General features: G+C 47.0%; 10 protein-coding genes. 7 read left to right on the top strand and 3 right to left on the bottom strand.

The genetic code is table 11. The features are described 5' to 3' along the window. Positions 1–13 precede the first annotated feature (13 nt). Positions 14–2221, top strand: a complete 2208-nt coding sequence (locus tag DVG78_RS24980) for a DUF5916 domain-containing protein (RefSeq protein WP_114463750.1) — start codon at positions 14–16, stop codon at positions 2219–2221. A gap of 10 nt (positions 2222–2231) precedes the next feature. Here DVG78_RS24980 and DVG78_RS24975 read toward each other — a convergent pair whose 3' ends face one another. Next, positions 2232–3080 carry a hypothetical protein gene (locus DVG78_RS24975; protein WP_114463749.1) on the bottom strand — a complete coding sequence of 283 codons (849 nt, stop codon included), beginning with the start codon at positions 3078–3080 and terminating at the stop codon, positions 2232–2234. A 110-nt stretch (positions 3081–3190) separates the two neighbouring features. On the opposite strand from DVG78_RS24975, the gene DVG78_RS24970 reads away from it, so the two are divergent. From DVG78_RS24970 to DVG78_RS24950, 5 genes are all read left to right on the top strand, one after another. Then, a complete protein-coding gene (locus DVG78_RS24970; protein ID WP_114065585.1) occupies positions 3191–3490 on the top strand; it encodes a hypothetical protein in 300 nt (99 codons plus the stop codon). 82 nt (positions 3491–3572) lie between these two features. Beyond that, a complete protein-coding gene (locus DVG78_RS24965) occupies positions 3573–7427 on the top strand; it encodes a DEAD/DEAH box helicase (RefSeq protein WP_114463748.1) in 3855 nt (1284 codons plus the stop codon). Positions 7428–7628: 201 nt separating this feature from the next. After that, positions 7629–8306, top strand: coding sequence for an SGNH/GDSL hydrolase family protein (locus DVG78_RS24960; RefSeq protein ID WP_114463747.1), 678 nt, complete (start codon positions 7629–7631; stop codon positions 8304–8306). Between the two features lie 190 nt (positions 8307–8496). Beyond that, positions 8497–9591 carry a zinc-binding dehydrogenase gene (locus DVG78_RS24955; RefSeq protein ID WP_114463746.1) on the top strand — a complete coding sequence of 365 codons (1095 nt, stop codon included), beginning with the start codon at positions 8497–8499 and terminating at the stop codon, positions 9589–9591. A 14-nt stretch (positions 9592–9605) separates the two neighbouring features. Further along, a complete protein-coding gene (locus DVG78_RS24950; protein ID WP_114463745.1) occupies positions 9606–10853 on the top strand; it encodes an MFS transporter in 1248 nt (415 codons plus the stop codon). A 60-nt stretch (positions 10854–10913) separates the two neighbouring features. Here the strand turns inward: DVG78_RS24950 and DVG78_RS24945 are convergent, their stop codons facing one another. Beyond that, a complete protein-coding gene (locus tag DVG78_RS24945; RefSeq protein ID WP_114463744.1) occupies positions 10914–11840 on the bottom strand; it encodes a hypothetical protein in 927 nt (308 codons plus the stop codon). A gap of 20 nt (positions 11841–11860) precedes the next feature. Continuing rightward, on the bottom strand, positions 11861–12787 hold the full coding sequence (locus DVG78_RS24940) for a hypothetical protein (RefSeq protein ID WP_114463743.1): 927 nt from the start codon (positions 12785–12787) through the stop codon (positions 11861–11863). Between the two features lie 286 nt (positions 12788–13073). Here DVG78_RS24940 and DVG78_RS24935 point away from each other — a divergent pair, with 286 nt between their 5' ends. Further along, positions 13074–14945 (top strand): DUF1800 domain-containing protein, encoded by a 1872-nt coding sequence (locus DVG78_RS24935; RefSeq protein WP_158550091.1) that lies wholly within the window; start codon positions 13074–13076, stop codon positions 14943–14945. Positions 14946–14990 lie beyond the last annotated feature (45 nt).

The following is a 14990-nucleotide window of genomic DNA, read 5'->3' as shown; positions in this document are numbered from 1 at the left end:
TTACAGCCATTTTATGTCTCGAATTTTTCCGTTTTTTTTCGTCTTTGGCTCATTATGTTCTTTTGCACAAGATGCTGAAATCTTCAAACCAGTTTCTGTTAAAAAAGAACTTGAAGCTGTCCAAATTTCTTCCACACTTCGCATCGACGGTCTCATGAATGATGCGGAATGGAAACAAGCCAAGCCGTCCGCTGACTTTACCCAAATTGAACCTTTTCAGGGAAAAAGCCCTAGTCACGCCACCGAAGTTAGGGTGCTTTACAACCGAAACTATTTGTACCTCGGCGTTTTTTCGCGGGACTCACTGGGCAAAAAAGCCATTCGTGCTACGGATTTTAAGCGGGATTTTAACGCCCGGCAGCACGATTTTATGGGGGTGGTTTTTGATGGCTTTAACGACAAGCGCAATGCGATGGCGTTGATAACCAACCCTTATGGGGTGCAGCGGGATTTGCTTTCATTCGATGATATTTATTATGACATCGACTGGGATGGGCTTTGGCGGGTGCGTACTTCGCGCTCAGATTCGGGTTGGGTGGCCGAAATCGCTATTCCTTGGCAAACTTTACGTTACCCCAAAACGGAGGCAGTGTCGCAGGATTGGGGATTTAACGTGTATCGAAACCGCCGATTAAGCAACGAACAAACGGCTTTTTCGCCCTATCCGCGCTCTTTCACAGCCATGAGAATGGAATATGCTGGTGTGTTGAAAAATCTCCAGCCGCCGCCGCCCAAGCCCAACGTGCGGATTCAACCTTATTTTTTGACTTCTTACGACCACTACAAAAATTTTGACCCGAGTATCAAGCCTGAGGATACCAACTTTAAATTGGGCGGGGAACTCAAGTGGGCCATCAATCCCAACGCGGTGCTGGACTTGACGACCAATACTGATTTTGCCCAGGCGGATGCCGACCGACAGGTCAACAACGTGACGCGGTTTTCGGTGTTTTTTCCTGAGCGGCGGCCGTTTTTTCTCGAAAATGCCTCATTGTTTGGCGTGGGCGTAGGTCCGAGTGAGGATTTGGCGGGCGGTACGATGCGTGTGCAACCTTTTTTCAGTCGTCGAATTGGGTTGGATGACAACGGAAATCCGATTCCCATTGATGTCGGCGGGCGCTTTGTGTACCGCTCTTTGAAACGTAATTTCGGGGCAATCTTGATGCGGCAACGGGGCGTGGAGGATACGCCGGCTACTAACTTTTTTGTGGGACGATTTTCGGAAAATTTTGGTAAACAAAACCGAATTGGTGGACTAGTTACCATCAAAAACCGTCCCGACGGTTCCAACGTTACCAGTACCCTTGATGGCTTTTTTCGATTGAACGCTTCCCATTCCATCAACGCTATGGTGGTACATTCGGCCTCAACGGGGACGGGTAAACAGGGTTTTTCTGGGTTTGCTCAATATTATTATACCACCAACCAATGGAAAATGTGGTGGACGCAGTCGATTGTGACCAAAGACTTTAATCCCGAAATGGGCTTTGTGTCGCGCACCGACGTGATTGGCACCACACCGGGTATCTTTTTTTATAACCGGGGTAAATGGTTGCCCAAAAAACTCATTAGGGCCTTTGAACCGGGTATCATGACCGAGTTTTATCATCAGGCATCTACTGGACAACTGATTGAAAGACAGGTAAATATAAATCCTGTCTGGTTTAATTTTCAGAATGGTGGCTTCTTTGGGTATTTGATTAACCCTACGTTTCAACGATTGACGGAGCCTTTTGCGCCCTTGGGAATCACCATCCGGGAGGGCGAGTACAATTATGTGCGGCATCAGGTATACTTGAGTACCGACCAGTCGAAAATGCTGAATTTTTTCATGGATTATAGTTGGGGTTCATATTTTGATGGAAAACTTAACGCTTTGAATGCGCAATTGCAATTTGCGCCGTTGCCACATTTGTCATTGACGGGGCGTTTTAATCGTAACCATTTCAATAAAGTAGGTGACGCTAAAACCACCGCCGATGTGGATTTATACAGCTTGGAAGGGCGCTTTGCGCTGAATCCCCGCGTGCAATTGATTGGGTTTTACCAGAAAAATACGGGGACAAATTCGCAAAACTACAACATTCGCTTGTCGTGGGAGTATCAGCCGTTGTCGTACATCTACGTGGTGTATAACCATCGTGGATTTGATAATATGGGAGTGAGAAAGCAAACTGAAGACCACGTCATTGCCAAAATTAGCTATTTGAAGCAGTTTTAAGGCTAAATTTTCAATCTTCGAAACGACTTCGATACAAATTGCGCATTCCGTAAATGTATCGGATGGCTACGCCAAACTGATAACTCACGGGGCGTAAGGTAAGTGAAGATGTGCTTTCAATCAGTCGGTTGATGTATAATTGGGAATCGGAGCGTAGGGCAGAAGCACCCGCGTAGTGAACGCGCCCGAAGGCGACGAGTTCGAGGTGGGTCGATACGCGGCCCACAAATTCAAGGCTTACTTCGGGTTCTAGTTTAGATTTTCCAGTGGAGAAGGTTTGATTTTCTACCAAAAGCGTATCGGGTGCGTTGCCAGCGCCTGATACACGGGTAAGTCCCGTTAATAAAAAAGTTTCGGCATTTTGTCGTTTGCGCGTGGGAGTCCATAAAACCCCCGCACCGACGTAGATACCCGATTGCTTGAGGACGTTGCCCAACCGAAGAATGCGCCATTTAAACCGCAGCGGAATGCTGTGTTCAAGTTCATTGACCCGGACCGTAAAACCCCGAAAGGCATTGACCCGCATGATGGTATTGGAGGGGTTACGAATATAGCCTGATTCGATAGACCACCGTAAATTGTGCGAATATCCCAAATGCCCGCCCGCGTAGCTATCGGTATAGCCAGAGCGATAGGCCAACAGCCCAAAAAGGGAATTGGAAAGCGTAGCCCCGTTCCATTTTCCACCGCCTTCCATGCCGATGTACCAATGACTGTTGGAGCGAACTAAATCGGGTTGGGGAAGAAAAATGGCCGTTTTGGGTCGTTTAAAAGGACGATAATATTCCTCCACTTGGGCTTTTGCAGAAAGAAAGAGCCCACCCCAACATATCCCAAAAATTAGTAGCCGTTGTATCATTAAAAAGCTGAATAATTACAGAACGATTTGCGTTTTGAATTGTTCAATATTACGGTGAAGGTAACGATTTCGTTGCAAAGGACTGCCGTTTTATCGTTATTCGCGTTATTATGAAACTTTTATTTCCATTACCTACCATTGAATCCCCCTTTCGCATTGGCGAGCGGGTAAAGATTGATTTGTTTACTTTGTACAAAAAACCTCCCTACGAGACCATCGAAGGGACGATTTATCAGGTACGGGTTGACTTTCCGTTACTATCGACGACCAAAAGCGACTTTTCGTTTGAATTCACCGAAATTAAATTTCGTTATGGAATCCAACCTGATACCAAGATGTTCCCCAAAATGAAGGATGTTGAGAATGAACTCTACGATGTGCCGGCGGAATATATCAACGAATTAGATTGAACGTACCACCTTTTGAGAACGGGTTGGCAGGAATTACAGGTCAGAATTTAACCCTTGGCAACCTGGAAATTGAAACTATAAAATGGCTTATTTTAAAGGATTAATCATAGAAAGTTTGACCGCTTTGCGAAAAGAAGCTTCAAGTGCTGTTCGTCAACGCGGAAATGATATTTTTAGAAGTGGAGGAGTAAAAATTGCGAGTTTTGACGGAGATTATTACGCGGCAAAGTTTAACGTTGAAAGTCAATCGAGTTCGCAGAAGTACGAGGTGGAACTGTCGAGTATGGACGATACCGATGCCATTGAATGTTACTGTAGTTGCCCCTCAGAGGTATATCCCTGTAAGCACGGCGTAGCGGCGGCTTATGCACTAGAAAATTTTCTGAGTGAAGGCTCAGAAAAAACCAAGCCGACGATTCACGACCTAAAAAAAATCATCATTGACATCACGGATTCGTCGCGGCAGATTGAGCCCCAAAAACTCGTGTTTCATAAGCCCACCCTGCACCGAATGACGGACACGACGGTGGTTTTACGCACCCTCGACGATCAACAGATTCAGAACAACGTACCGCTTTCTTTTTGGGCAAGTCGCCGTCATTATTTAGAAGTGAAGCCTGTAGAGCAGGGCAAAGGCTATGAACGTTTTGAGCTGTCTGTGCGAAAAAAAGGCGTGAATACAGTGCTAATTACCCGATTGGAGAAGTTTAAGTACCATTTTTCGTGTACTTGTCAGCAAGAACTTCGTACGCCGCTTTGTGAGCACATGATGGGGGTTTTGGTGTGGCTCAAGCAACAACGCGGGCTGTACGCACTGGAGTTACTAAAGAATTGGGAGCGCGAAAAAGATGCGTTACTGGCCAAATATGGCTATACTTCGGGGGATAATTTGGTCGGAAAATTTGACTTCAAAATCAATCATTACGGCGAATTAGAACTGGTCGTACTGGACAAAAGCATTCAGCCGATTGCGGGGGTGCAGTGGGGAAATGTCTTTAAAAGTACCCTGCCCATCAAGTCTGCCAGTCCGTTTGTACCTGCCGAAAATGCCAAAGACAAGCCCGTTTTTGTGTACTTATTGGAACATTTTACGACCAAAGAACTCCCTTTTTTCAGGCTGGAAGTAGGCAAAGGATTTTTGAATGCCAAAACGGGAAAAGTGGCACATTTTGCCCGTATCAACTGGACCGATAAAGAACGCCCCGCCGCTGATGCCACCGATTTGGAGATTATGAATTCGAGTCGGTTGTTGGGGCAGGAATTTATGCACGAAACCCTGCGACAGCGTGGGTTTAAGCTTTCCACGTCTTCTTGGAACATCAAATACACCGAAGAAATCATTGATGCCGCCCTCGAAATCACGGGTAAAGTGCTGGAGAAACTGTTCCCGTTGCTGGTGGGCCATGCCGTGCGGGTCAATCAAAAAATTAGCTCCCACAGCACCGGAACGGCCGTAACGGTCAGCGAAACCCCGCTGGATTTGCACTTTCAGCTTTCGCGTACCGAACAAGAAACTATTCTGGAAGCATTTGTTAAACACGGAAATGAAACCCTGATTCCGTTTCAGGAACTTACCGATTTAGAAACGTATTGGTTGGCGCTGCTGCCCAATGATTTACTTTGTCGGTTTCGTTCGGCGGCGGCGGCCAAAGTGGCCCGTCATTTTTTTGAACTGGGTGGGGCCATTCGCCTGCGTTCGGTGCGGGATGATGCGTTTTTCAACGGTTTTGTGATTCCGTTGGCCGACCAGTTTTCGGTCGAATTTGATAAAAATCAGGCCATTTCGCAGACTGACCTCGAATGGCAGGAGGGAAGGGTTTACCTCAAAGAAGCCGACGATAACCTGCTGATTGTGCCCGTTTTTGTGTACACAACCGAAGACGGAGACGAGATAGAACTACCCCGCGATTTTCGGCAGGCGCGGGTCAATGCTTACAACAATACCGTGCAGATTCAACGCCGGGACCGTGATTCTGAAGAAACTTTTGTGCAGTTTTTGCAAAAGCAACACCCCGCTTTTGAGCACCAAACCGACGAGTATTTTTATCTGCCCTCCGAGCAGGTGTTGGAAGCGGGCTGGCTGTTTCAGTTTTATGAAGCCCTAAATCAGTACGGCACCAAGCTTTTTGGGTTTAATAACCTCAAAAAATTCCGTTACAACCCCAACAAGGCAACCTTCAAAATCCGTAATTCTTCGGGCATTGATTGGTTTGATTTGCAGGTAGAGGTTTCGTTTGGCGACCAGTCGGTGGCGCTGGCCGATGTCAGGAAGGCTATTCTAAAAAAGCAAAATTACGTCGAACTTAAAGACGGTTCGTACGGACTGCTGCCCGAAGAGTGGGTGGCGCAATATGCGCAGTTGTTTCGGTTTGGAAAAGTGGATGAAAAGAAAGGCGTGTTGCGGCTTTCTAAACAACATTTTACGATTTTGGAACGCTACAAAGAGTTTATTGAAACCCCAAAATTGCTCGAAGAACTCGACGAGAAGCGCGAAAAGCTGTTGAATTTTACCGAAATTAAAAAAATAAAACTGCCCAAAAACATCACCGCCACCCTGCGACCGTACCAAGAAGAAGGCTATAAATGGCTACATTTTTTGGATGAATTTGGTTGGGGCGGTTGTTTGGCCGACGACATGGGGCTGGGCAAAACCCTGCAAATGCTGACGTTTTTGCAGGAACAGAAAAATCGGAATCCCAAAGGTGTACACTTGGTGGTGGTGCCTAAAACGTTGATATTCAACTGGCAGGCCGAGGCGGCTAAGTTTTGCCCTGAGCTGACGCTATACGTACACACGGGGCCGCAACGCACCAAAAATGCCAAGGTGTTTAATCGCTACGATATTATCCTTTCAACGTATGGTTCGGTACGTTCAGACATTGAATTGTTGAGCAACTTTCGGTTTCATTACGTGGTGTTGGATGAGGCACAGGCCATCAAAAATCCCGATTCGATGATTTCTAAGGCGGTCAAACTCCTCAACGCCCAAAATCGCCTGACCATGACGGGGACACCCGTTGAAAACAATACTTTTGACCTGTATTCACAGTTTGATTTCTTGAATCCGGGCTTTTTGGGGCACGAAGATTTTTTCAGGACCGAGTACGCCACCTTGATTGATAAATACCAGGATAAAACCCGCGCGGCGGAGCTACGCCGTTTGATTTATCCGTTTATGCTCAAACGCACCAAGGAGGAAGTAGCCAAAGACCTGCCCGAAAAGACGGAAACGGTGCTCTATTGCGAAATGGACAAGCGCCAACGCAAAGTCTACAATGCGTTTCGGGATAAATACCGCGACATGATTGCGGGTAAAATGGCGGAAGTCGGGCGAGAACAGGCGTCGTTTTTGATTTTGGAAGGTTTGCTAAAACTCCGTCAAATTTGCGATTCCCCAGCCTTGCTTTCCGACGACGAAGACTACGGGCAAGATTCGGTCAAACTGGCCGAAATTGTGCGCGAGATTGAAGAGAACGCTTCACACCACAAGATTGTGATTTTCAGTCAGTTTCTGAAAATGCTTGACTTGATTCGCCAAAAACTCGAACGCGACCGCATTCCGTACGAATACCTCGACGGTAAAACGCAAGACCGCGCCGAGCGGGTGAATCGTTTTCAGGGCGACGACGAATGCCGCGTGTTTTTGATGAGCCTCAAAGCGGGTGGCGTAGGTCTCAACCTGACCGAAGCTGATTATGTATACCTCGTAGACCCGTGGTGGAACCCCGCCGTGGAGCAGCAGGCCATCGACCGCGTACACCGCATTGGCCAAACCAAGCGCGTTTTTGCGTACCGAATGATTTGTAAAGATACGGTAGAAGAAAAAATTGTACAGTTGCAAGACCGCAAGCGCGCCCTCGCCGACGACCTCGTGTCGACCGAAGCGGGCTTCCTGAAAAAACTCACGCAAGATGATATTTTGGGGCTGTTCAGTTAAGGATTTACGCAGAGGTGCCGAGGTACGAAGTGTTTTTTGCTGTGTCTTGGCGTGAGAAGATTAGATTATTCACGCAAAGACGCAAAGGAGCTAAGGCGCAGAGGGTGGTTTTTACTGCGTCTCTGCGTGAAAGAAAAACTGTTAGAAAGAACGGTATTTTTCCTTTATAGGAAAATGTATCTCAACTTCTAAACAATTAAAATGAAAAGATTTTTTCGGTACTTCAAACTTAGTTTTTTTGCCCTTCCTCTACTCGCAGCCCAACAGGATAAACCCATTCGGGTCATTTTTTTCGGAGATTCCATCACTCAGGCGGGTGTTCGTCCAGGCGGATATATCGTAAAATTGGGTGAAATGCTCGAAAAACAAAACCTCAAAAGCAAATATGAACTCATCGGCGCGGGTATTGGCGGTAACAAAATTTATGACCTTTATCTGCGGATGGAAGATGATGTGTTGTCAAAAAAACCAGACGTGGTTATCATTTACATTGGCGTAAATGACGTGTGGCACAAAGCGTCCCTCGGCACAGGTACCGACCCCGACAAGTTTGTGAAGTTTTACGAAGCCATCTTGAAGAAATTGCAAGCGGCCAATATCCGCGTAGCCCTTTGCACCCCTGCCGCCATCGGTGAGCGCACCGATTTCTCCAATCAGCAAGACGGCGACCTTAATCAGTATTCTCAAATGATTCGGAATTTGGCCAAGAAAAATGGCCTGCCGCTGATTGATCTGCGTAAAGCATTTTTAGACTATAACCTTAAAAACAACCCTAACAACGAAGAGAAAAATATCCTCACCTCCGACCGCGTTCACCTAAATGAGGTTGGTAATCAGTTCGTTGCGGATGAGATGTGGAAAGTACTTAAAGGGATGTAAGCAAAAGATAGCTTGGCGGCGAAAATATCACCAACGGCATTTATCTAACCAAAGTCATTAGCGGTTGAAAAACCCTAATGACTTTTTTTGTTGCCCTAATTTTTGAAAATTTATAATTTGGTAAACTTATGTTTAAAATAAGTAAACAAAAATTTAGCACCTTTGCGAAAAAACGAATACAAAGCACAAAATGAGTTTAGGGAAATTGATGGTTTTTAACGGCCCGGGTGAGGAGATGCAGTTGCAGCACCGTGAGCTGCCTGAGTTGGCGGTGGGAGAAGTATTGATTCGAAATTTATACACTACCATTTGTGGCAGCGACTTGCATACCTTTTGTGGGTTGAGAAAAGAAAATACTCCGACCATTTTGGGGCATGAGATTGTGGGGAAAGTGGTAAAAATAAACGAAAGCCATTCGGGGATAGACTACGCGGGAAACCCATTGAAAGAAGGTGATATTGTGACGTGGAGCATTTTTTCGGCCGACCCAGATTCTGAAATGTCGGCGCAGGGGATGCCGCAAAAAACGGCAGGGGTGTTTAAATACGGCCACGCAACGGTCACCGAAAATGACGCTTTTCACGGCGGATTGGCCGAATATTGTGTGCTAAAATCCCACACCGCTATCCTCAAAGTCCCTGATAATGTGTCGCTTCCCGTGGCGGCTACGCTCAATTGCGCAGTGGCGACGGTGGCAGGAGCGTTACGACTTGCGGGAACGGTGAAGGGCAAAACGGTGCTGATTACGGGAAGCGGCCTGTTGGGAATGGTTTGCGCAGCCATGTGCAAAGATGCGGGTGCCAAAAAAATAATCACGGCTGATATTTCTCCCCAGCGTTTGGAGCAATCTTTGGCTTTTGGGGTCGATGAAACTTGCCTCTTGACGCCCACGTCAGGGGTGGAAAATAAAAGTAGTTTATCTTCTTTTTATTCAAAAATAGAAGTGGTGTTTGACATGAGTGGCTCGCCAGAGGCGATGGAAGAAGGTGTGGCTGCCTTGGCCGTGGGTGGCGTGGCCGTTTGGGTAGGAGCGGTGTTTCGTCAACGAAAAGTGATGGTGGATGCCGAACAAATCATTCGTCGGTTGATTACCCTCAAAGGATTGCACAACTACAATTACGATGATTTTGTGTACGCCGTTGATTTTATGCGTCGAAATGCCCAACGTTTTCCTTTTGAGCAGATTGTCGGGAAGGAGTTTTCTCTGAATGAAGCGGAGCAAGCCTTTGAATACGCCTTGAAAAACAAGCCCTTACGCGTGGGGATTCGAATCGAAGAACCGTAACCAAAAGAAAAAATATGCAATCGTCTTTCAGAGGTCAGCAGTGGAAAATGTTGTTGGTAACGATGTTTTGTTACCTGTTTTTTTACACTGGTCGGCACAATTTCGGGTGGGCTGCCAAGGGCATGGCCACGTCACTCAATGTGTCTTATTCGTACATTGGCTGGATTAGTTTTTCGATGTTGTTGGGCTACGCCATCGGCCAATTTATCAACGGCAACCTCGCCGACCGCCTAAGCGCTCGCGTAATGGTCACCACTGGCGCGTACTTGTCGGTTTTGACCAACATTGCCGTCAGTTATAGCGATTCCATTACCGCTATCATGATTTTATGGGCGCTAAACGGGTATTTTCAATCCATGGCGTGGGCACCGGGCGGGAAGTTAATCAGCAATTGGTGGAATGAGGCGGAGCTTGGAAAAGCCTTTGGGTTTTATACGATGGCGGCGGGATTGTCGTCGGTTCTGACGTATCTGCTGTCCATCGTGCTTTTGCAGCAAGGCATGGAATGGCGGATGCTTTTTCGTTTGCCAGTGTTGTTTCTGCTGGTAGCAGCGACCATTTTTTTGATTGTTGCCCGCGATAAACCCTCTGATGCGGGCTTTAATGACCCTGTTAAGAAAGACGGCACTTCCGAAAAAATTAGCTGGCTGACTCGCTACCGCGTGGTTTTGTCATATCCTCATTTTCTGCTTACTTCTTTTGCCTTCGGTTTTGAAAGCATGGCGCGGTATGGGCTTATTTTTTGGGTACCCGTCCATTATCTTGGAAAAAATTGGAAAGACAACCCGGGCAATTTGTGGGTGACATTTTTGCTGCCCGTTGGCATGGCGGCGGGAGCGTTGTCTTTTGGAATGCTGTCGGACTCGTTATTTAAGAAAAACCGCATCCATTCCATCCGTTTTGGGATGTTAATGAGTGCGGTTATGGCGCTGTTGGTCTATGTGCTTCCCGCCAACAACCTGCTGTTGGCGGGATTTTTGATGCTTTCGGTCGGTTTTTTTGTGTACGGGCCTCAATCATGTTTTTGGCCGTTGAGTCCCGAAATGCTCGGGCGGGATTATACCGGAACGGGCATTGGTTTTATGAATATGTTCGGTTATGTATTTGCTGCCTTGGGCGAACCGCTCTTCGGTTTTATCATTGATTGGGTGGGCAATACCAACATCATTTTTGTGTTTATTTCGGGTATTTGCCTCCTATCAGTTGTGATGATTTCCTTGGCCAAAAGGTCTTGGAATGCTTCTGGACGCGTAGTATCGTAGTCAGAAGCATTGCCTTCTTAGCGTTTTTGTTGGCGATATTCTCCACCGCCAACAAAAAAATTATTGTCCAATCGCAAAGATGGTATAGCTATAGCTGAGCAGCGAGACATTGGTTGCGGTGGGATTGCAAAATCTGACGTATCCTCCCGTGCTCGTTACACTCTCGACCGTGAGGGTCAATCGCTGGTCGAATGTGCCACCCGCAGTCTTATTTCCTACCGCAACCGAAGGTACGGCCGTGAATGTTCCAGCGGGAAAATTGAAGCCCGCGATGTTGCAACCGTTGCTTTGAACCAAAAAGGTAGAGGATGGGGTAGTGATGCTACCCGTATATAATTTTAACTGGGTGGCGTTGCTATTTTGAAGTATACCGACGTTGGCCGATGAGACATTTCCGCTAAAAGCTCCGCCTCCGCTCACGTTTAGGGCGGCGGTGGCGGATGGTACGGTCCCTATCCCAATGGCACCACCGTTATTGATAATCATTCGAGGGGTAAAACCCGTTTCGGTTATTTCAAACCTGTCCCCACCATCTGCGTAGGATAAGCGCCATAATTTTGCATCAGCCGTACTTTTAATGGCGATATTTCCATCCGTAATGTGTAATTTCTCCACGGGTGGTACGGAGCTGTTGATGGCAACTTTTGCACCGACGGAGAGCGGCGAATTGAACCGACCCGTACCGTTGACATCCAGCGGATAAGCAGGGGTAGATTTGTTTAAACCCACCAATCCTTGGGTATAATAAATGTTATTGTTCTTTCTTTCCCATTTTGATTCGGCAAAAGAAGAGGAGTTGACATAGTTGATGCAGTAACACACTTTGCCATTGACGGCATTATAGTACATTTTACCAATGTTGCCCTCACTACAAGGAGTTACCGTTAGGTTGGGTAAGGAAAGGGCATCAACGGTTAATTCACTGAATTGGGCCATTGATTTTTGGGTCAAAAACAATATTCCAACGAAAAGGATGGCTAATTTCATGGCTCGATTTAGTTTTTATATTATTGACCAATGCACAAAACGTTGAAAGTCATGCCAGTTAACGTGATTGGGCTGGCGGTAGGATTACAAAAACGGACTACGGCTTGGGTGGTGGTGGTGGATTGTACATTGATGACCAGTTTTCCAAAATCTCCCGTCCCGCCCGTGAGATTCCCAACCGTGACCGTTGGGGCGGTGGTGAATCCAGCGGCGCTCAGGGAAGCATTGGCCGTAGAGCAGCCTCCGTTTGTGACCGAAAAGGTGGTGCCCAAGGCAACCGAGGCCGTATGGTATTTGAGTTGGGCGCTTGTGGTACTTCTTACGATTCCCTTTCCGCTGTTTACGGTCAAGTCGCCGCTAAAGCTGCCGTTGCCTTCCACGGTCAATTTGGCGGTGGGCGTTCCTGCGCCGATGGTTATGTTGCCGCCGTTGGCAAACACCATGCGTGCGGTGCCGTTTTCGCGAAGGGTTAAGCTGTTGCTTTCGTCAGTGTAGTCAAATTTCCAGGTTTTGGCGTCGACAGTGCTTGTAATGGCAATGTCGCCGTCTAGTACTTCAATGGCTGAGGAAGGAGTGGTGGTGCCGATTCCCAATTTTTCGGTGTAGAGGTCTCCCGTAAATCTTGCCGTACCGTTTACGTCTAGCGAATATTGAGGCGTGGTGGTGTTTATGCCTACGTTGCCCGCATTAAAATAAATGTCGTCAGGTTGAGCAAAAGGGTTGGACCATTGCGATGAAGCGGGTTTCCAAGCGGAGCCATCACAAAACAGCAGGTTGTTGGTGGTGCTGTTGTAATAAATTTTGCCCTTATCGCTTACGGTACATCCGGGGGGCGTGGCGGATTTTGGGATGATAAAGCCGTCGGGTAAGATGGTGCCGTATTGGGCTTGTGAAGTTAGAGGGATAAAAAAAGAGAGTGAGAGGAGTGTGAGATAAATAGTTTTCATGCGTTGCGTTTTCTTGATTACTGCCCCAAAGTTGGGTCATGACGGGGGCGAAGTCGAAAAAAAAACGAGCGAATCGTTGAAAATGGAGCTTAAATAAGGTTGTTTTTTTAATTAAACCGTTTTTAACCCATAGGTTTGGATGAAGCCGCCAATGAGAAATTTTACCCAATTTGGCTATTCTGGCACTTAAATTGTTTTGAAAAATAAGAGAAGCTAAATTTACGCGTGGTGTGGTGCTTTCATGCTCATTAATGGCTTTTTTTACGTTGTGCGAAACTCACTGTTTATGAAATTTTGTCTACTCTTTTTTTGCTACTGCTGTTTTCTGGTTCATTTACGCGCTCAATCAATCATTACTTTTGGTCAGGGAAATACCCCGAATGTTTCGGTGACGGCTTCTTCGCAAAGCAGCGCCGCGATTCAGACCTTGACGGGTACGGGATTTTTGCCCAACTCAGCGGCGGCTTCGCGGTTTTTGTCGCAGGCTACGCTGGGGCATAATTTTGCTCATATACAGGATGTTGCCAACCTTGGCGTTGAGAAATGGCTGGATAATCAGCTTGCGCTTCCCAATTCCTTTCGTACCCAAACGTACCTAGCGCAGATTCACCAAATGATGGTAGACTCGCTGACGTTTAAATATCCCTCCAATACCTACACCCTTTCCAACGTGTTTGTGGGCAATACGCATTTTGATGTTTCGTGGTTTCAGGGGGCCATGACCGCCCCCGATGCGGTCAGGTGGCGCGTGGCGTGGGCGTTGAGTGAGTTGTTTGTGGTGTCGAGGGTGTCGGCGTTTGACGACAACCCGTATGCGTTGTCAAGTTACTACGATTTATTGTTGGAAAATGGCTTAGGAACCTATCGTAACCTGCTTGAAAAAATCACGTACCATCCGGCGATGGGCGTTTATTTGACCTTCATGAACAACCATGCGACGGATTCAACCAATAAAGTTTACCCCGACGAAAACTACGCCCGCGAGCTGATGCAGCTTTTTTCGATTGGACTTTACAAACTAAATGTGGACGGAACAGAAATGCGGGACGTCAACAATAACCTCATCCCGACCTACAACAACAACGACATTGCAGGCCTGGCCAAGGTATTTACGGGACTGTCGTGGGGCGATAGCCGTTATTTGGGCGACAATGAAAAGAACAATTGGAGTTACACTTTACCCATGAAGTTTTTTCCGATTGATTCGAGCGACGCCAAAAAAAATCCGTGGAAGACTACTCCGCGCATCGTGAACGGTCACGAACCCGGCCCGAAGACTTTTCTGGGAGTAACGATTCCTGCCCGGCCCGTTTTGCAGGGTGAGCAAGACATCAAGGATGCATTGGATGTATTGGCCAACCACCCCAACGTGGGTCCGTTCATTGCCCGACGGCTCATTCAGCGGTTGGTCATGTCAAATCCTTCGCCCAGTTACATTCAGCGGGTGGCGACGGTGTTCAATAACAACGGAAGCGGGGTGCGCGGCGACTTAAAAGCGGTAGTTCGGGCGGTTTTATTGGATGCGGAGGCGCGAGATTGCAGTATCGATCAAACCGTAAGTACCGTGGGAGCGCTTCGCGAACCTTTTCTGAGATACATGAATTTAATGCGGGGCCTGCCGCTGACGACGCAGGGGGGAGTGTATCGAAACGTGATGGTGGATTTGTTTTCCCGATTGGAACAAAAACCGCTGAACTCACCTTCGGTGTTTAACTTTTTTCAACCCGATTTTCAACCCGACGGCGAATTGAAAACGCAGGGAAAGTTTGCGCCAGAGTTTCAGTTGGTGAACTCCCAAACCATCACTGCCTACGTAAATGCGCTCGGTAAATGGCTAATTGATGACGATCCCGTTGAATATTGGGGACTTTTTAACGGTGAAACATATAAAACCGATCAAGATTCAAAATTTAATTTGGTGGCCGATTATGCCTTTACGCGAAATGATAAAATTGTTCAATTACTCGACAAATATAACCTGCTTTTTACGGGTGGAAAACTGTCGGCCAAGACCTTGGATTTGATTCGTTCGATGGTCATTAAAATGCCCTATTCCGAAAACACCAACGGCGTGCCCAACGCAGACCAAGCCTATCGCCGCGTCAGATTGATGCTGGTGTTGATTTTGTCTTCCCCTGATTATCTCATTAACCGCTGATAATGGGACGGTTATCCAACAATAATTCATTACAGGGTTTTATAC

The sequence above is a fragment of the Runella aurantiaca genome, from assembly GCF_003339505.1.
GTDB classification, from domain to species: domain Bacteria; phylum Bacteroidota; class Bacteroidia; order Cytophagales; family Spirosomataceae; genus Runella; species Runella aurantiaca.
Note: the sequence above shows the minus strand (reverse complement) of the source record. Positions and strands in the feature narration are given on the sequence as shown.